Here is a 17,816-nt window from a genome sequence, read left to right as displayed (position 1 = left end):
ATAGCTGGAGCAATCTGGACTGGAACGAAGGCCGCGACCGATTGCGAAGGACGCTGCTCCAGGGCCTTCTTTATCCACTTGCGTACCAGATTGGCATTCACGCCCTGTTCCCGCGCAAGTCGAGAGACCGAAACGCCGGGTTCTAAACACGCTGCAACGAGCCGATCACGCGAAGCAGGATCATATCGACGGCGGCCGTCGCGACCAACAAGCCGTACCTTCAGTTTAGGAGCATCTTCATCCATGTTTTGGTGTCCACTTATTTTGGTGGACACCTCATGCCTGAGAGTACAGCGCTTCAGAAGGTGCGCAGAAATTCGCGCTTACCGCTATACCGTGAGACAGCTAGAAAATGAAATTGTGACGGTAGCCGTCGCGAAAACTGGATCCGCTGCCCATCTGCCTCCTTGGAGAAATCTAGGCTGGTGAGACAGATACCTTTCCTTTCAGCACGGCTTAACCGGGATCTCTGCCAGCGTCTTACGTCATCCAATCGCTGGGCGATCAATTTTGCTGTCTGGTGGTCAACTGTCGAGTCAGCTCCACCAGCCGGGGCTGTAACTGAACATCGAGTGAGGAGTGGACATGATATGAGCACAAGTCAGTATGGCGAGGGATACCAGCCAAACCACTGGGCGCAGAAAGCGGCCAACTTAAAGCCCGCCATTTTGAAGCGAAGCCACGATACCGACCAGCTCAGGCGTCTCCCTGACGCTACACTTAGTGACCTCAATACTACGGGCTTGCTAAGCGCTCTCACCCCGAAAAAGTTTGGCGGTGGGGAGCTTCCGCTCTCAAAATTCTTTGATGTCGTCCTCGAATTGGGCAAGGCGGACGGGTCGGTGGCGTGGACCTATGCCGTACTCTCTTGCGGTTCTTGGATGGTCGCGACCTTCTTCGAGGAGACGGTGACGCGAGACGTTCTCTCCAGCAGCAACCCTCTGACCGCAGCGGTGATGTCGCCCACTGCTATCAAGGCTCGAAGGGTTGATGGAGGCATGCTGATCGAGGAAGGGACGTGGACGTTCAACAGTGGAATCCAACACGCGGGTTGGGACATCATTGGAATTCCTCTCTTCGATCAGGACGGGGCTCGCGTTGATCTTCTTTTTGCAATAGTACCCGTTAGCCAACTAATCCTCATTGATGACTGGCACTCAATGGGACTGCGCGGTTCAGGGAGCTCTTCTGTTCGGACTGAAAACCTTTTTGTTCCAGATGTGCGCTTGGCATCACAGAACAGTCTGCTCGTTGAGAAATATCCACAACACGATGGGACCCGTGCCCCGCTTTACAGACTCCCTGCACTTCCCACTATCGTAATCAGTATGGCCTCGCCGCTAATAGGCATTGCTAACGGTGCTCTTGAAGACTTTTTTGTAGCGGCAACGAAGCGTCAGACTACAAAGAGTGCTCATCAGAACCAGCATAAACCTGCGACCGCTAACCAAGCGGTGGAGGATGCGGCTGCGAAGATCAACGCGGCCGAGATAATAACGAGACGATCGATTGCGACGCTTGAGGCGTTAGCGGACACCGACGCGCATGCGACCGTCGAGCAAAAGGCAAGGATGTGGCGAGATGCTTGCTTTGCGAGTAGACTTACCTGGGAAGCTATCGATCTCTTAGCCAATGCCACCGGCGGAAACTTCGTGAGAGAGGAGAATCCGCTTTCTCGGCGCTGGCGAGACGTTCGTACCGGTGTGTCGCACGCAGGCCTCAATCCAGCGACGGCTTACGAGAGTTTTGGGCGGATACTTTTCGATTTGCCATCAAACACGCCTCTATTGCCGTCTTGACATTACTGCGGCCTTCGCTCCCCCACCAGCGAACGGTCGCGGACCTGATGCGGGCTTGCTGAGAGAGGTCGAACCGGAAATCACAGGGCCGACACAAAAGATTATCCAGGCTGCTCCGTCTCGCAGACAGCGAAGCTATCAGACGTGTTCGGCTAAGGATTTTAAGTGGAGCCGTGGCGCGTCTGTCAGGGACGTCGCCCTCCGGGCAGCACCGTGACTTTCCGAGGCGCATTTTTATTTGGCGTTTAACAGCCCTTGAAGCCAGACGAGGATCCGCTCGAGAAGGTTCGTGGTGGTGGTAGGTGAGAAGATCTCGCCGCCAATGACATGATTGAAACTGTCGCCGGTCGGCCCAACATCGAAGATCGCGTGGTCTGCTCCCCAACGAGCCGCGAGCGCTCTTGTCTCCTTCGGCTTTACCACCCGGTCAAGCGAGGAATACAGGAACAGGACGGGCGTTTTGGTCCGCTCGACCGGGCTGTTGACTGAAAGTTTGACCAGGCGCGCCATCGGGAGCAGGGCCCGAGTTGGGTATTCGAGCGTCCAGTTGGCGGCATTTGCGGCGCTAATCGGTTCCAACCGCCGTGTTGGTCCAAGGATCATCGTGGCAAGCAACAATCCGAACGGCATCGTGAGAAGTGACGCGCCAAGCGTGTTAAGGCCGAAATTCGGCGAGATGAAAATGGCCGCGCTGACGCGGTGAGATATGCCCTGCTCAGACAAGGCGAGCGTTGCCAGTGAGGCTCCGGTAGAGGTGCCGATTAGGATAACCTCGTGGCCTAACTCTTCGCCAATCGCCAATGCCTCGGAGAAGTCGGCCAACCAATCCTCCATCTTTACCACACCCATCGCGTGACCCGACACGCCATGGCCCGACAGGCGGGTGAAGAAGAGGTTTGCGCCGAGATAGGAAGCAATCCAATCTGGAAGCGGCCGGATTTCCTCGGCCGAGGCGGAGAAGCCATGGATGTAGACCAGCGCAAAATTGGTCTTAACCTTTGAACTGGGATCGAACCAGACCACCTGCTTAGCGGCCCCTTGGCGGATATCGCCAATCCGACCCTCCGTCTCGCTGAGATAGGTCTCTACACCTGCTTTCAGACGGTTCTTGTCGAATGCAGGGATACCTGAGTTTGCCATGCCTTAACTTCCCGCAATCGCAAGACCGAGAGCAGGCGCCAGCGCAGCTAGCAGAACTCTTGTCTGCCGACCTCTAAATGACTTCCGCGACATGTACCCTCCAAATGGTGCGGCTTCGACCTCGATCGGGATGCCATGATCGCCACGGGCTTGAACATTGCCCCCTAAACAGCCACTTCCGCTCACCGCGAAATATCGAACGATGCGACCGCCAAGATGTCAGCTTCGGGACGGACGGTGTCAAACGTAATGAAATCCGGCCGGGCCGGGCATGATGCATTCATGAGTTTCGATTTCGCTCGGCGCGACCACTCCAAGGCGGTCACATGCCGCGCAAACTAATGGGCTCCGACCTCTACCTTTGGCACACGTACTGAAGCTGATATATTTGAGGGTCCGGGCTGCCAAATTAGCTGCGTCACGTCCTCCATCCTGACGCAGCTAACGAGTTCACCAAGATAGGTGCCCTTTGCAGCCCGCTGTTCTGCTTCTATTTTGCTGCTGTGGCTGCTTCCTCGATAACCTTCGCAACGGCTGCGGCCTGCGTGATGTAGATAGCATGACTGCCATCGATCTCGGTCACCTGCGCACCGGAACGCTGGTACATCCATCGCTCTAGGTCGGGATTAATCGTCTTATCGTTCTTGGCGACAATTCCGTAGCTAGGCTTGTCATGCCAGGCGGCAACCGAAACCTGCGCATTGGTGCCAGCGATGGCAACCCGCATCTGAGACCGGGCCATGAACTCAGCCTGATCCTTTGGCAAATCCGCGCCGAAATCGGAAGCGAACTTCGTCCGATCAAGGACCAAGAACCCATCCGGAGTCGGCTTGATATCATTTGTCGATGAAGGGATCGATTGCAGCAACTGTGCGGCGCTCTCGCCTTTCTCGGGCTGCAGCGCTGCAACATAGACAAGCGCCTTTACCTTGGGATCATCGCCTGCGGCCGTGATGATGGCACCCCCATAGCTGTGACCGACAAGAATGACGTCCCCGTCCTGCTGATCGAGCACGGCCTTGGTGGCTGCAACGTCCTGGTCCAAACCCGTCAGCGGCTGTTGGACGATGCTGACATTATAGCCGTCTTTAGCCAAAATGTCATAGACGCCGCGCCAGCCCGAACCATCCACGAGCGCGCCGTGGACTAGCACTATGTTTCGCGCGTCAGCTAATGCTGGAGCTGTGACGACGGCAGAAGATAAGAACATGGCCGCAAGGCCGGCTACTGCTTTACTAAAATTCGACATAGTGGGTAGATCCTTCAAATCTATGTAGTGACATCGCACTCACTCAGCGTGTGATCACTTCTGTTTCAGTGACACTCGCCACGCTCATGCATTCTGGGGATGGCTCAGGCTCGCTGAACTCGATGGCGATGGCTTACTGCTTGACGACAATCGGTGCCTTGATTGGAACGCGATCATAGAGGTCGATGACGTCCTGGTTGAGCAAACGCACGCAACCCGACGAAACGGCCTTGCCGATTGAGCGCCATTGAGGATTGCCGTGCAGGCGGTAGAGTGTGTCTTGGCCGCCGGAGAAGATGTAGAGCGCACGCGCACCCAGAGGGTTTCTCAGGCCCGGCTCCATGCCACCATTTTCGATGGAATACTTCGCCAGTTCCGGCTGACGCGCGACCATCTCGTTTGGTGGTTTCCAGCGCGGCCACTTTTGACGCCACTGGATGACGCCGTCGCCCTGCCAGGCGAAACCGTCGCGGCCAATGCCGACACCATAGCGCATCGCGGTTCCACCGGGCTGAACCAAATACAGGAAGCGCGAGGGCGTATCCACGACAATAGTGCCCGGGCGCTCACCGGTCGGATCAATGACCTGCTGGCGATAGTAGCGCGGATCGATCTGCTTGTAGGGGACCGCCGGGATCACGTATCCCCCATCCTCTAGAGGGCCGTACATGACGGCCAATTCGGCGTCCGTTGGCGCAGCGGCGATCTGGATGGGACGTATGGGAACCGTTATTGGCCCCGGCTGCTGCCCCGCCATCCGGCCATATCCGGAGGTGGAGGTGCACCCTGCCAGTAGCGACGACGCAGCTATCGTCGAAAGCGACAAGAAGCTGCGCCGGGACGTCTTGCTTTCAAAGCTCACGCTCATTAGTCGTCCTGCCACCTGCGGAGTTCCGTCTGAGCGTGGTAACCCATGAGATCGGGCGTAGTGATGAATTCGATCGTCGTGCCCCATGGCATGCGGCAATAGCAAACCTTATTTCCAGGACCTTTTTCGGTTGCATAGGGAATAGCGCGTGGTGCGGTAAGGGCTGTACCACCCGCCTTCTCGAAGCGCTCGACCGAGGCGTCGATGTCATCGGTATAGACACCGAAGTGCGTAATCCCGAAGTCACTTGCTCGAACTGGCTGGGCTTGTTCGGGACCGTGCATTTCAAAGAGCTCGATATCCGGTCCGCGCCCGATCTTGACCATCGCTTGCGCACGTACGACCGTTCCAGGGAAAGCGCCAGTGGCCCGTTCAAATTCTGGCCCCTGGCGGGCCGGATCCTGCGGCCCGAAGGACTGATAGATTACCTGGCCGCCAAACGCTTCCACCAGGAATGATTTTGCTGCCTCGATGTCGGGCACCGTGATGCCGATATGATTAACTCCGCGAATGACAGGGGTTGTCATGGCAGTCTTCCTTTCTAGTTTTTGATAGATCGAACGCGATTGGGCGCAACGCGCCCGCAATTTCGCGAGCCGCTCGACTTAAAGCGGACGGTCGCAAATTCTCATTTTGCCTTGAGGAAATTGATCAAGGCCGCGGCCACCTCATCAGGCCGTTCGTCCGCGACATAGTGGCTGCACCGCGCAATTGAGCCGCCTGTGACATCGTCGGCGAACTCTTTCAGCATCGAAACCATCTGGGGACCAAACCGATGGTCCCCACCAAGGCCAAGCACCGGTATATCGAGTGGTCGCTTCTTGTACTCCAGCGCGGCTGCATGATCGGCGGGAAGAGAGCGATACCATTCCATTCCGCCGCGCGTGCGGCCTGGAAGCGCCATCGCTTTCGCATAGATCGCGATGTCCGTTGGGTTGAACGTGCTGTGATCGTAGAATCGCTCTGCCATAAAGGCCGAAACATAGTCGTACTCCCAACCATGAATGAGGCGCTCGGGGAGGTCGCGGTTCATATGGAAGCTGAAGTGCCAGATTTTCGCAGTCGTCGCCTCCCACTGAGACCAGCCGGGGAGCGGAACGTCGAGGATGGCGAGATGGTGAACAGCCTCGCGGTAAATGGCCGCCTGCGGCAATGCCACCATTCCGCCGATATCATGTCCGCAAACGGCGTAGCGTTCATGTCCAAGCGCAACCATGACTTCATGCGCGTCGCTCGCCATCGTCGCCTTGTCATAGCCGTCCAGCGGGCAGTCGGAAAACCCCGCGCCGCGGAGATCGATGGCTACCACGCTAAAATGTTTGGCAAGTAGCGGCATCACGTGGTGCCATTCCCACCATGTTTCCGGCCAACCGTGAAGCAGCAAGATCGGCGGACCGGAGCCCCCTGTTACGGCGTTGATCTTGATACCGTTCACCGGCACCAGCTGTTGGGCAAAGCCCTTCAAAGTTGCGATCATGGTACTTTTCCAGTCTATGTCCAAGTTCAAAACACAGGTTACGGCCAGCACTCACGGCTGGTCGAAATTGGTGGCGATGGTGATTTCGCGCCAAGCGTCGATATCGCTACGGAATGAAGCGAGCTTTCGTTCAGCGATCGAATGCGCAACCGGCCCGAGGGGTAAGTGAAGCGGGGCGTCATCAGCGTCGACTGCCCGCAGGATCACTGCGATCGCCTTGTCGGGATCGCCCGCCTGACTGCCGTTGTTGTTTTCGCGATAGTGCCTGCGCGAACTCGCCGCGTATTCCGGCATCTCGTTGGCCGCTATCGTGATTGAGCGTCCAAGGAAATCGGTGCGAAAAGGCCCCGGCTCGACAATCAACACACGGATCCCGAACGGCTTCAACTCGCCGGCGAGTGCTTCGGAAATCCCTTCAACAGCGAATTTGGCGGCATTGTAATACCCGCCACCGCCGCCGCCTGCTATACCTGCGCCAGACGACATGTTGACAATTGTTCCGCCGGAACGTCGCAGGATAGGCAGAGAGGCTTTCGTGGCTTCGATCATACCAAAGACGTTCACCTCAAACATCGGACGATATTCTTCGGGCGTCCCTTCCTCGATTGCGCCATACAGTCCGTACCCAGCATTGTTGACGAGTACATCGAAATCGCCGAATACTTCGACCGCCTTTGCAACAACGAATTTAGCTGCCGCCGCATCCGTCACGTCGAACGGCAGGGTGATCATGCGGCCACCGAAAGGGTCAGCCATTTCTTCGATGGTGTCGACATTGCGAGCCGTTGCAATCACCTGGTCGCCGCGCTGTGCTGCAGCGAGCGCGAGCCGCTGGCCAAAGCCGCTCGAGCAGCCTGTGATGAGCCAGGTCTTCATAACTATATCTCCAGATTGATTTTACGTGACGCCAAGGCGTCGCCTCCACGAACCGTCATATCGGCCATGATCGACCAGTCCTTATCGCCCAGGCCTGCCGTAACGGCTCTGTCGAGGCCCTCACGCACCGCTTCAAGCATCGGAAGCGTGCGGCCAATCTCGTGGCTGAACTCAGTTGCCAGGCGCATGTCCTTTAGTGCGAGCTTGGCTTTAAATCCTGGCTCGAAGGACTGTTCTGTGATCTGCGCGCTGTAGCTTTCATAGGCGCGACCCGAGAAAAGAGTGCTCAGGATGAGTTCGAAGAAATCGGCCCGATCGAGTCCAACGCTTTCGGTCAGTACGACGCTCTCAGCCATTGCCTCAATTGCCATGGCAATCATCATGTTGCAGGCCAGTTTTGCCGTATTCGCTCGAGCGGGATTGTCACCTAACTTCCAAACCTTTTTGCTGAGCGGAACGAGCAACGGTTCGATCGCGGCCAATGCCTCGGCTTTCCCGGCCGCCAGAATGTTGAGCTGTCCACTGGCGGCTACGTTCGGTCGCCCGAGAACTGGTGCAGATACATAGCCAAGGCCTGCCTCCTCGTGCAGGAGCTCAAGTTCTCGAGCGAACGCGACCGAGATTGTCGATGTGACAACGTGGGTTAGCCCTGGTTGCGCACTCGCGAGCAGCCCCGCATCGAGGATCACCTCCCGTATAGCGGGGTCGTCCGATAGCATCGTAAAGACCGCATCAGCCTTGAATGCATCAGCGGCGAGCTCAACGAGGGACACCCCGGGGACGCTTTCTTGGGCGACCTTGCTACGGTTCCAGGCACGAACATCATGGCCAGCTTTCGCCAGGTTTACTGCGATGGCCGATCCCATACTGCCGAGACCGATAAATCCGATCCTCATGGTCTATCTCCTGTCGTTTGCATGTGGATGTTGGGTGGGATTAGACACAGGCTGTCGGGCGATGGTCAGTCCGAGCCCTGCCCCGACGATTTGGCTGGTAGCTATGACGATTAGAGCTACAGCGAACGCGTGAGCGAGTTGGCCAGCATCGGCGTCCTCCCCGCTGAGCGAATAGAAGACGCCGCCTATGACAGCGACGCTGAGTGCGACGCTCACCTGCAGCGCGGAGCTCGTGACCCCAGCGATCATCCCCGAAAAGGTGGGTGATACACGCCCAATGACCATGTGCATCAATCCGGGTGTCGCGAGCCCTTGGCCAAACCCAGTCAGGAAAAGAAATAGAATGAGCCAGATTTGATCAGGCAGTGTTCCCGGACTGGTAGCCGCGATCAGCCAAGCGATACAGTAGAGACCGATCGCTTCTATGGTCATTCCGAAAGGGGTGACGAACGGGCCGAATACAAGCCGGGACGCAGGCGAGATAAGTGGACCGAGCAGATATCCAAGACCGAAGGGAAGGAAGACAAGTCCTGCATCGAGCGCACTCATGTGCACAGCCTGTTGCAGATAGACTGAGAACAGCAGGAAGAATGTCGAAATTGTGTAGAACAACAAAGCTACTGTCAGCCCGCGGGCTAGACCGGGCGCACGCAACGCTCTGGGATCAAGAAGCGGAGAACCACCTGCCTGTGCGAGTTTCCCCTGATACCTCCAGAATGTGGCGGCCAAGAGCGGCACGGTAGCCAGCGATAGCCACGCCCATGACGGCCAGCCTGCCTCCCGGCCCTCGATGAGCGGGACGATCAAGGCCGTCAGCGTCATCACCGAGAGTGCTGTTCCTATCAGATCGAGCTTGCGGGGATCACGGGCTCGCGTTTCGCGAAGCAGCGGGATTGCAAAGACGATGACAAGCAAGGCCACGGGGAGGTTGACGAGGAAGATTGCACGCCACCCCAGCCCGAACACATCCAGGGAGATCAGAATTCCACCCAAGGCCTGACCGACTACGGAAGCCAAACCGAACACTGCGCCAAAGAGGCTGAGCGCCAGATGCTTCTCCTTCTCTGAAAAAATAGCCTGAACCGATGCGAGCGCTTGCGGGGCCATCACAGCGGCCGTCAGGCCTTGAAGCGCCCGACCTGATACGAGTGCCCATGGCGACCAAGCGAGACCACATAGCACGGACGCCGACGCGAAACCGATCAGGCCGACGATGAACATTCGCTCTCGACCGAAGAGATCTCCGAGCCGCCCGCCGGTGATTAGGGTAACGGCATAGAGTGCAGCATAAGAGGAAATAACCAACTGCTCGGCTGACGAAGATGCTCCCAGATCTTGCTGGATCGAAGGAAGGGCGACGTTCACGATGAAAAAATCGAGCGGCGGAAGGAAGGCACCAACCAGCAACACGGCAAACATCGCCCAGCGCCGCGGATTGAGGCTGGTCATTTCCGAGTCGGCCGCCGAAGCGGATGGAGTTGGCTGAGATAGATTATGGGAAGTCATGGCTTGCAACCTTATTGGCATGCTTACAGCCCACGCAGGATCAGCAGCTCATGCGACTGATTGGCACGGACGCGTTGCCTAGAGCGGCCTTACGATGCTGCGCTGTGGTTTGATGGCAGTGACGACATCGACGTCAGCCATTATCCGGGCGGTCTCAGGCGACTTGAGCGCTGTCTCCATGGCGGCCTCATCACGGAAGTTGACGACGCCAATCGCGACTAAACCAACGTCGTTATCTCGTGGGAAGAATCCGCTCGCGCTGAGCAGCCCGTATGGGCCCCAGGTTTCCCGTACAAGCGGGAAATGCACGTTGATCCAATGGTCGCGATCAAACGGTGTTCGCTCATCGCCAGCATAAGTCACCAGCATTGTGATCATTTATCGCAGTCCCTTTTGGAAGCGTCATCGCGGCGGCGTGCTGAGCCACTCTAGCAAACTCTTGGTTGCGTCCGGTTCAGCTTCCTCTGCGGATCCGCGAGGGGTACGCCTCCAGACGACAATGAAAAATATAGATGCTTAGATTTGTTCCGTAAGTGACATAAGTGTATTGTCGGCGTTCAGTTTTGTGTGGGGTTTGCGATGGAATGGAGTGACGTCAGGATCTTTCTCGCAGTAGCGCGATCCGGCACATTGGGCGGCGCGGCACGATCGCTTCAGACAAGTCATCCAACCATCGGAAGACGCTTGCGCGCACTTGAGCAGGCGATCGGTCACACGCTCTTCCAGCGCACTGCAGACGGTCTTGTCCTTACCGAAGAGGGCCACGGAATCATCCCGTTGGCCGAGCAAATGGAAGAGGGGGCGCTAGCCATGGAGCGCCGGCTCGCGGGCCAGGAGCAAAATCTTAAAGGTAGTCTCCGCATTTCATCAGCGGACTGGTTCGGAGCCTATTTCTTGCCCCCCATTATCGCGGATTTCTCGAATGCCTACCCCAATGTAGACGTAGAGGTTCTGACCGGCACGCGTTTGTTTAACCTTGCTCAGCGCGAGGCCGACGTCGCTTTCCGCATCGTTCCTTTTAATACTGCTGATGTCATTCAACGGCGACTTCTCAGGCTTGAATACGGCGTCTACATCGCAGAGGAGTCGCCTGATCCGGAGTATGGTGACGGCACTGGTTTTCGGCTGATTACCCATGATACGTCGACCGGGCAGTTCCCCGATATTGCCTGGCTCGTCGAGAGTTTCCCCAAAGCTAGACCGGTCCTGCGATCAAACAACCGTAACGTCCAAGGGCGCATGTGTAGGCAAGGCGTTGGGATCGCGGTCCTGCCCCGCGTCGTCGGTGATCAAATAGCAGGCATCCGCAAATTAGAGCTGCCGATGCCGCCACCGGCCCGAGATATTTGGATGGGATATCACCGGGACCTACGACGTCTCGGGCGTCTTCGCGCATTCATCTCGACCGTATCGGATCACCTTGTAAACGAAACTGCGTGATGCCGGGCTCGTAGATGGCGCAAGGTATCCGCGAAACGTTAAAAAGGGGGCGTCGACCAGCTAAAAGCCCGGCATCATGGCAGTCGATAAGTCCGTGTATGTGTTTAAGACGCTATCAACTTTGGCCAAGCCTTCATTGCCGATGTAACGACAGTGTTAAGCTCGTCGGTCCCGGTCCCGCCCCGCGCACTTAGGCTTAGACCCTTGCGGACGGTGGCGTAGAACGCGGCAACAGCGCTAGCGTCCGTGCAGGCGGCGACATCACCATCCTCTATACCCTTGCGCAATCGACTAAGGAAGTTGGCGTCGTTTGCCGCGCGCAAATTGGAAAGGCTTACGTCGATTTCGGGAGACAGGTCACCTGCCTCCCCGGCCGTCTGTTCAAGCATACATCCGCTGGGAAAGCTCGTGCGGGAGAACGCAGAAACAGCATTGCGCAAAAGGCCTTCCACACTTTCGCGTGCTGTAGGCATTTCCATGATCCGCGCTACTGCCTCCTGGTGGAGCGACACATAGTGATTGAGGGCCTCGTGATACAGTTTCTCTTTCGAACCGAATGCCGCGTAGAGGCTGGGGGATGCAATCCCCATCGCCGCAGTGAGGTCATTCATAGAAGTACCGATATAGCCCTTCCTCCAGAACACGCCCATTGCCTGTTCCAACGCCTCTTCTCGGTCGAAACTCATAGGGCGACCACGCTTCGCAGACAGCGGTGCAGGATTGTGTGACATCATACAATACTCTTTTTTTGCTGATCGTTACATAATCCTCTTGCATCGAAATCTCAACCCCGCTACCTATTCTGTGTCGATCGATACAAAAGTCATTCAACATGAGGAGAAAACATGGGCACCTCCAACCTTAATCTCGCCGGCAAGCGAGCCCTTGTGACTGGTGCAGCGCGCGGTATCGGCGCGGCCATCGCTTTTAAACTGGCCGAAGCCGGAGCAGACGTTGCGATAACCTATGAAAAATCAGCTGAGAAAGCAGAGAAATTGGCTGCTGACATTCGTGGCTTAGGCCGCAAAGCCGTGGCCATTCAAGCCGACATAGGAAATCCGCAGGCTGCAAAAAATGCAGTAGAGCAGACTGTTGCGGAACTAGGCGGCCTCGACATTCTGGTAAACAACGCCGGCGTACTCAGCAACGTTGCCTTTTCTGAGCAGGCGCTCGAAGATATAAATCTGCACTTGAACGTTAATGTTCGCGGCGTCTTCTTGACCACTCAAGCCGCCCTGAAACACATCCCGGATGGTGGCCGCATTATCAGCATCGGCAGCAACGCAGGGCTAGCGGTCCCTTTCCCGGGCATCACGGTATATGCTGCGACCAAATCCGCGCTGGAAAGCTTTACCCGCGGCCTCGCCCGCGAATTAGGTCCTCGTGAGATTACAGTTAATCTGGTTCGGCCTGGCCCTATCGAGACCGAAATGAATCCTTCCGACGGTCCGATCGCTCCCTTCGTTCTGCCAAAGCTTGCGAATGCCCGCTACGGCAAGACCCACGAGGTCGCAGATGCTGTGGCATTTCTCGCGGGGCCTACCGCTGCCTATGTCACCGGCTCCGGCATTTCTGTCGATGGCGGCATCAGCGCATAATTAATTGGAAACTGAGGCACCGCCCGCTTCGGGCTTCGAGGGGAAGACAGCTACGGCGAACTTCCCGTCGAGGACATCGGATCTAGAGGTTGCCTTTGCACAGTTAGAGGGAAAGTCATGGCTAAGATGATTGTTGTCTGCTCCGGTGACGCCAGCACCTGGTTCGATCGTGACCACTATGCAAACAATCATTTCGAGCTCGCGAAAACGTGTTGGGCAGAGTATGGACTGGAGTCCGCGGAAGCGTTCTTTCCGTATTCACAGGCAGGCAACTGGCAGTCGATTGGGATTTACACTTTCTCTTCAGAGCAAGGAGTCCATGAGGCTCTTAGGTGCCCAAGTACGAAGCTGCTAATGGACGACGTGAAGAACTTCACGGATGCGCCCGTGGTAATGCGCAGTCTGTTTACGGAATTCTAAACCGCTCCGCAGCTGAGGTGCACCAGTCGCCCTTGCTATAACAGGGCAATCCCGCGACTTCATCTGTTTACACGATGTATGGTCACTGCGAAAAGTTCCAAGCTTGCGACATGCTGAATCGACTTTTGTCTGGCGTGAAACTCAGGCGCGCTCCGTAAAAGATCAAACATAAAGCGTCGTCACTTCCGCTGTCCTCGCCGTATTTAGTTGGCTTCAACAAACTCCAACTGTGGGAAGCGGCGTGAAGCAGTTTAACCCGACCGCAATCGGATGAACGTCGAGGCATGTAATTTCGCGGCATCGAGCGAACAACCAGTCTCGTGGCCATTCGTCATAGGCGGACACGTCGGTGGTACGAACACTCAACAGGCACAGTCAAAATGCCGTTGGTCAATTACCGATGAAACGAACCAGCGCAGCATTTGCAATCAACAGGTTACGCATTTCGTCGATCATTATCGGCATGAAGCGTATCGTACAAAGAGAGAAATCGTGTTTCATATATACAGATTGTTGAGCGCCGTTCCAAAGTGGTTTGAGAACTACCACGCTGGACAACGCCTGATGGCTTTGAGCGACGAAGAACTGAAGGATATGGGACTGTCTCGCGGTGCCATAAATTTCATGATCGAGTGTGGAAGACGCTAACCGTCTTAACTTTCTCACTGAGACGACTTTCGGACGCAATCCGAGAGAACGCTCGGTTTTGCATACGAAAGACATCGACCGCGCGCCCTCCGCCCTCGCCTTCCACCCCCGATAAGGACCAAGAATGCACATCGTTTCCAAGCACACAGACACCTACGTCACGGGCAGCGAAGTTTGGCTAGTTAAACCGGACAACATTGACGACGTGTTCCGGATCTGCATTACAGCCCCCCGCTATCCGGTAACAGGAGGCCTTTGTGGTGCCGTGATTGCAACCGACGCTGAACTTAGCGCAGGCGGCCTTGTCAGTACGCTGAAAAGCTGCGCCGTCGGTCTCGACCTACCACTTCTTTTCGCAGTCAGCATTGGCTATCCGCTGGAAGCCACGCCACCCTTTGCACTAAGACGCAACAGGGATCTCACTCCGACGAGCTGGCCTGCATTCCAAGCTGTCACGCCGTCCCTCACCGGAATAGCGCAGACCTTCGCGACGGGTGAAAGCGAGGCATTTCTTGCCTTCATCGACGAGGAACTCCGACCTGCGCTTGCTGAGGCGTTTCCGATCGATCCGGACGACTTTACTCTCACTGGCCAGTCCTTCGGTGGACTGTTTGTTCTGAGCACGCTGCTCCGCCGGCCGAAAGCATTCCGCCGCTACCTCGCAGTTAGCTCATCTTTGTGGTGGGATGATGGGGCACTGGTAAAGTTGGCAGAGCAAGTCACCGCCAACTCGCCACCACCCTCGGCGAGCGTCTACATGTGCACCGGCGAGCTTGAAAACCAGGCAAGATTCCGTGTCCAGTTCGGTCCTGTTAAAGAGCTAGTCCCGCCGTCAATGCAGCGAGCAGACATGATGGGCGACATGTTTATCATGCAGGGCATCTTGCAGCGCTGGGTCGGCGACGATTTTTCAGTAGAGGCGCATATCTTCCCCCAGGAAAGCCATGAGTCGATCATGGGGGCTGCTTTCAGCAGGGGCCTGCGGAGACTCTACGGAAATCTCTGACGCCTATCTGAAGGCATGCGGCTTTTGGATGAACCTGCCTTGATTTACCCATTTGCCACATCTTTTTCGAATTGTGTTAGCGCGGCCATCGCCTTCAAGGACTCAGTAGATGCGACTTTTCAGGAATAAAATTCTTTCGATGGTTTTTGTCTGCGCTTTCACTTCAACACTATCAAACAGCGCGGTAGGAGAGCCTCTAGCTGCACGGCACCCGTGGCCTGATACGATAAGGTCCCGGCTTGCCGCGCTTGCATTGCTCCAGTCCCTGAACGCTGAACTCTTGAGCAATCCAAGCGCAACGCTTACTCTTGATCGATGGTGCGCCGCACATAATCTTGCGCAAGCAGGGACCAAGATTACCGCCCTGCTTGCAAAAGGAAGCGAGAAGCCTGCTGATCCGTCGGTGCGAAAACTGCTCGGTGTTGGGCCGGATGAGACAATAGCCTATCGCCGAGTTCGCCTGTCATGCGGCGATAGCGTTCTTTCAGAGGCTGACAATTGGTATCTGCCGGCAAAGCTTACCACTGAGATGAACCAAGCTCTGGATACGACTACCATCGCCTTCGGCCGCGCTGTGGCAGCCCTCAATTTCACCCGCTCAAATCTTTCCGCCGAACTGCTTTGGTCGCCCCTTCCGACAGGATGGGAAATGGGCGTGGAGCTTCCGCCCCCTCGTTCGGGCACCCTTGCGCTCCCCGACTTTGTATTGCGCCATCGTGCCGTCCTTAAGCTACCGGATGGCTCTCCCTTTAGCACCGTTGTTGAGAATTACACGGCTAACGTACTGGATTTCTCCCCGCCGCGGATCGATTGATTCCGATGTTCTACAAACGAAACGACGCGGACGGGGCCAATCGGCCGAGCCGAGCGTGTCTTCCCGGGCCATCAAGCCTTTTTCGCTTGGGGTCGCGGTTTACTGATGTGAAACAGGCCCATACATCTCGGTGCTCTCGCGACGCGTGCACTTGTGACGTAGTCAAGAGTGACCGTCCACCTGTCAAGGTTACTGCTTCCTCTGCAGTTTATCTAACGACACCATGGGGCAGACCCTCGCGCTCTTTTGAGTCGAGAGCCTAGATTGTGACAACTCGCTGCCTGATGCCCCAATCATATCAAAGGCAGCGGCGACGATTGAGCCTAGTTTCAATGTCCTGGGTAGGCCTCAATTCGCAACTTATGAGAAGGTTATAGAATGGAACGTCTCAACGCCACGAGAGAGCTGGAAAAATTCCGAGTTACAATTGACAACCTTGATGCTGCTCTTATCCACTTACTCGCCGAGCGCTTTCGTTGTACCGACGCTGTAGGCGAGCTGAAGGCAAAGAGCGGGTTGCCACCCAAGGATGAAGGACGAGAGGCTCGTCAGTTCGCACGGGCAAGAGATCTTGCAACCGCATCAAACGCAGATCCAGCGGTGGTAGAGAATATTCTCAAAGCGGTAATTCACGAGGTCGTAAAAAAACACGAACGTATCGCAGCCGAAAATCTCTCCCGGTAACTCAGCTGAAATGTCAGTCCCGTGGCACACGATCCACGGGACAAGCGTGTACGTATTCCTCGCTACAATACCAACATAAGCGAAGTAAACATACGCAAAGTCTTTGCCTCTAAAGCTCGGCTGCGGTAAGCACCACGTCCCTAACGCTCTTTGCCTGCATATAGCCTATTCAGCGGCAATGGACCTCTTACGGTCAAACTTCACCTGCCGACGGTAGACGTTCGACGCATACGCTCCCGCCGCGGAGCGATAAAGAAGCTCTGGCAACCTCATTGCCGCAGTCCATCCCAATTGGCTCATCGAATGAATCGTGAGCGGAAAGCAAAAGCACCTCGCTTGGTTTGACGTGATCACATTGACCAGGGCATTTCGCTAGCAGCCTTTACCAGTCGCTTCGCTACACCGCGTGGGCTGGGTGAGGTTCAGGGTCAACACCTGAGCCGAGCACCCTGATCGAGGTCCGCGCCGCAGCCAATGTGGCCGATATCGATTTCGACTCCTATCGAAATTTCACGCTCATTTTCTCATTCGCTTTCCGCTTATTAAGTCACAAACAACGGCGGTGATTGCGTGCGGATTGTCCCGCTGAAGGAAATGGCTGGACGACGACCAGTGTGTTGAAACGCTATCTGAAGAGAGCTCGAGAAAATCTTTCTGTAGATCAATCCAGGCGACCTGTAAGTTAGCGCGAACGGACGGCGGTAGGAACGGTATGCGCAGGAAGGAACCGGTAGTAAGTATGCGCAAGGGGATGTCTCCAAGCGCGCCAGCACCAAGCGGAGATCCAAGAGACAGTCGAAAATCGATCTTTTCACGTGTTGAGGTGGGACTCTTCCACCCTTCCGTCCAAAAATGCTGCATGTCCGCAAGCCGCGCGTCTTCACTCAGATGCGGCAAGGGAAAGAGCGGTCCAAGTCGTTCAAATTGCGCAGCGTGGACGGATTCGACAAGCACCAATCCCTCCACGTCGTCTGAATACTGCTTCGCAAATTGCTGAACTTGTCGGGCGACATGAGAAACTAACCCCCTGGAGGTGCGGACGAAAACTTGGACTAACAGGAGATAGTTCATGTATTCGTACGAAGACCGCATGAGGGCCGTGAAGCTCTATATCAAGCTCGGCAAGCGGGCGAATGCCACCATCCGCCAGTTGGGCTATCCGACGAAGAATGCTCTGAAGCATTGGTATCGTGAACTCGCATCTGGCAACGACTTGTCGGCAAGATATGTGCGTACCAAACAGCGTTATTCGGATGAGCAAAGGAGGATTGCTGTTGAGCACTATCTGGAGCATGGCCGTTGCCTGGCATGGACCATGAAAGCGCTTGGCTACCCTTGCCGTCAAAAGCTTTCGGAGTGGATCGATGAATATCAGCCTGGCGACAGGCGGCGAGT

The 17,816-nt window shown here is 56.1% G+C and carries 18 protein-coding genes and 1 pseudogene; 7 read left to right on the top strand and 12 right to left on the bottom strand.

Translation table 11 applies throughout. The features are described 5' to 3' along the window. Positions 1–245: IS66-like element accessory protein TnpA (locus BM216_RS33090; protein WP_143102947.1), on the bottom strand; the 245-nt coding region annotated here is incomplete at its 3' end. 345 nt (positions 246–590) lie between these two features. On the opposite strand from BM216_RS33090, the gene BM216_RS33085 reads away from it, so the two are divergent. Further along, positions 591–1,799 carry an acyl-CoA dehydrogenase family protein gene (locus BM216_RS33085; RefSeq protein WP_093004640.1) on the top strand — a complete coding sequence of 403 codons (1,209 nt, stop codon included), beginning with the start codon at positions 591–593 and terminating at the stop codon, positions 1,797–1,799. A gap of 234 nt (positions 1,800–2,033) precedes the next feature. Here BM216_RS33085 and BM216_RS33080 read toward each other — a convergent pair whose 3' ends face one another. The 9 genes from BM216_RS33080 to BM216_RS33040 form a co-directional block, all read right to left on the bottom strand. Next, positions 2,034–2,939, bottom strand: coding sequence for an alpha/beta hydrolase (locus tag BM216_RS33080; protein WP_093004637.1), 906 nt, complete (start codon positions 2,937–2,939; stop codon positions 2,034–2,036). A gap of 490 nt (positions 2,940–3,429) precedes the next feature. Beyond that, on the bottom strand, positions 3,430–4,188 hold the full coding sequence (locus tag BM216_RS33075; protein WP_093004633.1) for an alpha/beta fold hydrolase: 759 nt from the start codon (positions 4,186–4,188) through the stop codon (positions 3,430–3,432). Positions 4,189–4,321: 133 nt separating this feature from the next. Beyond that, positions 4,322–5,056: a L,D-transpeptidase gene (locus BM216_RS33070; protein ID WP_177231033.1), complete on the bottom strand. Its 735-nt coding sequence runs from the start codon at positions 5,054–5,056 to the stop codon at positions 4,322–4,324. Then, positions 5,056–5,583 (bottom strand): VOC family protein, encoded by a 528-nt coding sequence (locus tag BM216_RS33065; RefSeq protein ID WP_093004630.1) that lies wholly within the window; start codon positions 5,581–5,583, stop codon positions 5,056–5,058. The genes BM216_RS33070 and BM216_RS33065 overlap by 1 nt, the downstream gene beginning before the upstream one ends. 101 nt (positions 5,584–5,684) lie before the next feature. Next, on the bottom strand, positions 5,685–6,533 hold the full coding sequence (locus BM216_RS33060; protein ID WP_093004627.1) for an alpha/beta fold hydrolase: 849 nt from the start codon (positions 6,531–6,533) through the stop codon (positions 5,685–5,687). 51 nt (positions 6,534–6,584) lie between these two features. After that, positions 6,585–7,409, bottom strand: coding sequence for an oxidoreductase (locus tag BM216_RS33055; RefSeq protein WP_093004624.1), 825 nt, complete (start codon positions 7,407–7,409; stop codon positions 6,585–6,587). Positions 7,410–7,411: 2 nt separating this feature from the next. After that, positions 7,412–8,305, bottom strand: coding sequence for an NAD(P)-dependent oxidoreductase (locus BM216_RS33050; protein WP_093004622.1), 894 nt, complete (start codon positions 8,303–8,305; stop codon positions 7,412–7,414). A 3-nt stretch (positions 8,306–8,308) separates the two neighbouring features. Next, positions 8,309–9,811 carry an MFS transporter gene (locus BM216_RS33045; RefSeq protein ID WP_210217104.1) on the bottom strand — a complete coding sequence of 501 codons (1,503 nt, stop codon included), beginning with the start codon at positions 9,809–9,811 and terminating at the stop codon, positions 8,309–8,311. Between the two features lie 78 nt (positions 9,812–9,889). Further along, positions 9,890–10,189: an EthD family reductase gene (locus BM216_RS33040; protein WP_093004616.1), complete on the bottom strand. Its 300-nt coding sequence runs from the start codon at positions 10,187–10,189 to the stop codon at positions 9,890–9,892. A 201-nt stretch (positions 10,190–10,390) separates the two neighbouring features. Between BM216_RS33040 and BM216_RS33035 the strand changes: the two genes are divergently transcribed. Beyond that, complete coding sequence (locus BM216_RS33035; protein ID WP_093004614.1) at positions 10,391–11,251, top strand: LysR family transcriptional regulator; 861 nt, start codon at positions 10,391–10,393, stop codon at positions 11,249–11,251. A 104-nt stretch (positions 11,252–11,355) separates the two neighbouring features. Here the strand turns inward: BM216_RS33035 and BM216_RS33030 are convergent, their stop codons facing one another. Beyond that, a complete protein-coding gene (locus BM216_RS33030) occupies positions 11,356–11,985 on the bottom strand; it encodes a TetR/AcrR family transcriptional regulator (protein WP_093004611.1) in 630 nt (209 codons plus the stop codon). Positions 11,986–12,096: 111 nt separating this feature from the next. On the opposite strand from BM216_RS33030, the gene BM216_RS33025 reads away from it, so the two are divergent. The 4 genes from BM216_RS33025 (at position 12,097) to BM216_RS33000 (ending at position 16,421) form a co-directional block, all read left to right on the top strand. Next, entirely contained in the window at positions 12,097–12,849 is a 753-nt protein-coding gene (locus tag BM216_RS33025; protein WP_093004608.1) for an SDR family NAD(P)-dependent oxidoreductase, read from the top strand. Between the two features lie 1,192 nt (positions 12,850–14,041). Then, positions 14,042–14,923, top strand: coding sequence for an alpha/beta hydrolase (locus BM216_RS33010; RefSeq protein ID WP_093004600.1), 882 nt, complete (start codon positions 14,042–14,044; stop codon positions 14,921–14,923). Positions 14,924–15,062: 139 nt separating this feature from the next. Continuing rightward, entirely contained in the window at positions 15,063–15,737 is a 675-nt protein-coding gene (locus BM216_RS33005) for a hypothetical protein (protein ID WP_244530468.1), read from the top strand. Between the two features lie 378 nt (positions 15,738–16,115). Then, positions 16,116–16,421: a chorismate mutase gene (locus tag BM216_RS33000; RefSeq protein WP_093004598.1), complete on the top strand. Its 306-nt coding sequence runs from the start codon at positions 16,116–16,118 to the stop codon at positions 16,419–16,421. Between the two features lie 516 nt (positions 16,422–16,937). On the opposite strand, the gene BM216_RS32995 is transcribed toward BM216_RS33000, so the two are convergent. Continuing rightward, a complete protein-coding gene (locus BM216_RS32995; RefSeq protein ID WP_093004595.1) occupies positions 16,938–17,492 on the bottom strand; it encodes a hypothetical protein in 555 nt (184 codons plus the stop codon). Between BM216_RS32995 and BM216_RS32990 the strand changes: the two are divergent. Continuing rightward, positions 17,491–17,816: pseudogene (locus tag BM216_RS32990) on the top strand (IS3 family transposase); the annotation flags it as partial. The gene BM216_RS32995 and the pseudogene BM216_RS32990 overlap by 2 nt on opposite strands.

The sequence above is a fragment of the Rhizobium sp. NFR07 genome (assembly GCF_900111905.1).
GTDB lineage: Bacteria > Pseudomonadota > Alphaproteobacteria > Rhizobiales > Rhizobiaceae > Neorhizobium.
Note: the sequence above shows the minus strand (reverse complement) of the source record. Positions and strands in the feature narration are given on the sequence as shown.

Coding starts and splice junctions, on each gene's coding strand:
- BM216_RS33075 (WP_093004633.1), bottom strand. CDS start 4,188: ATGTCGAATTTTAGTAAAGCAGTAGCCGGCCTTGCGGCCATGTTCTTA.
- BM216_RS33005 (WP_244530468.1), top strand. CDS start 15,063: ATGGTTTTTGTCTGCGCTTTCACTTCAACACTATCAAACAGCGCGGTA.
- BM216_RS33025 (WP_093004608.1), top strand. CDS start 12,097: ATGGGCACCTCCAACCTTAATCTCGCCGGCAAGCGAGCCCTTGTGACT.
- BM216_RS33045 (WP_210217104.1), bottom strand. CDS start 9,811: ATGACTTCCCATAATCTATCTCAGCCAACTCCATCCGCTTCGGCGGCC.
- BM216_RS33065 (WP_093004630.1), bottom strand. CDS start 5,583: ATGACAACCCCTGTCATTCGCGGAGTTAATCATATCGGCATCACGGTG.
- BM216_RS33030 (WP_093004611.1), bottom strand. CDS start 11,985: ATGATGTCACACAATCCTGCACCGCTGTCTGCGAAGCGTGGTCGCCCT.
- BM216_RS33060 (WP_093004627.1), bottom strand. CDS start 6,533: ATGATCGCAACTTTGAAGGGCTTTGCCCAACAGCTGGTGCCGGTGAAC.
- BM216_RS33010 (WP_093004600.1), top strand. CDS start 14,042: ATGCACATCGTTTCCAAGCACACAGACACCTACGTCACGGGCAGCGAA.
- BM216_RS32995 (WP_093004595.1), bottom strand. CDS start 17,492: ATGAACTATCTCCTGTTAGTCCAAGTTTTCGTCCGCACCTCCAGGGGG.
- BM216_RS33000 (WP_093004598.1), top strand. CDS start 16,116: ATGGAACGTCTCAACGCCACGAGAGAGCTGGAAAAATTCCGAGTTACA.
- BM216_RS33080 (WP_093004637.1), bottom strand. CDS start 2,939: ATGGCAAACTCAGGTATCCCTGCATTCGACAAGAACCGTCTGAAAGCA.
- BM216_RS33085 (WP_093004640.1), top strand. CDS start 591: ATGAGCACAAGTCAGTATGGCGAGGGATACCAGCCAAACCACTGGGCG.
- BM216_RS33040 (WP_093004616.1), bottom strand. CDS start 10,189: ATGATCACAATGCTGGTGACTTATGCTGGCGATGAGCGAACACCGTTT.
- BM216_RS33050 (WP_093004622.1), bottom strand. CDS start 8,305: ATGAGGATCGGATTTATCGGTCTCGGCAGTATGGGATCGGCCATCGCA.
- BM216_RS33055 (WP_093004624.1), bottom strand. CDS start 7,409: ATGAAGACCTGGCTCATCACAGGCTGCTCGAGCGGCTTTGGCCAGCGG.
- BM216_RS33070 (WP_177231033.1), bottom strand. CDS start 5,056: ATGAGCGTGAGCTTTGAAAGCAAGACGTCCCGGCGCAGCTTCTTGTCG.
- BM216_RS33035 (WP_093004614.1), top strand. CDS start 10,391: ATGGAATGGAGTGACGTCAGGATCTTTCTCGCAGTAGCGCGATCCGGC.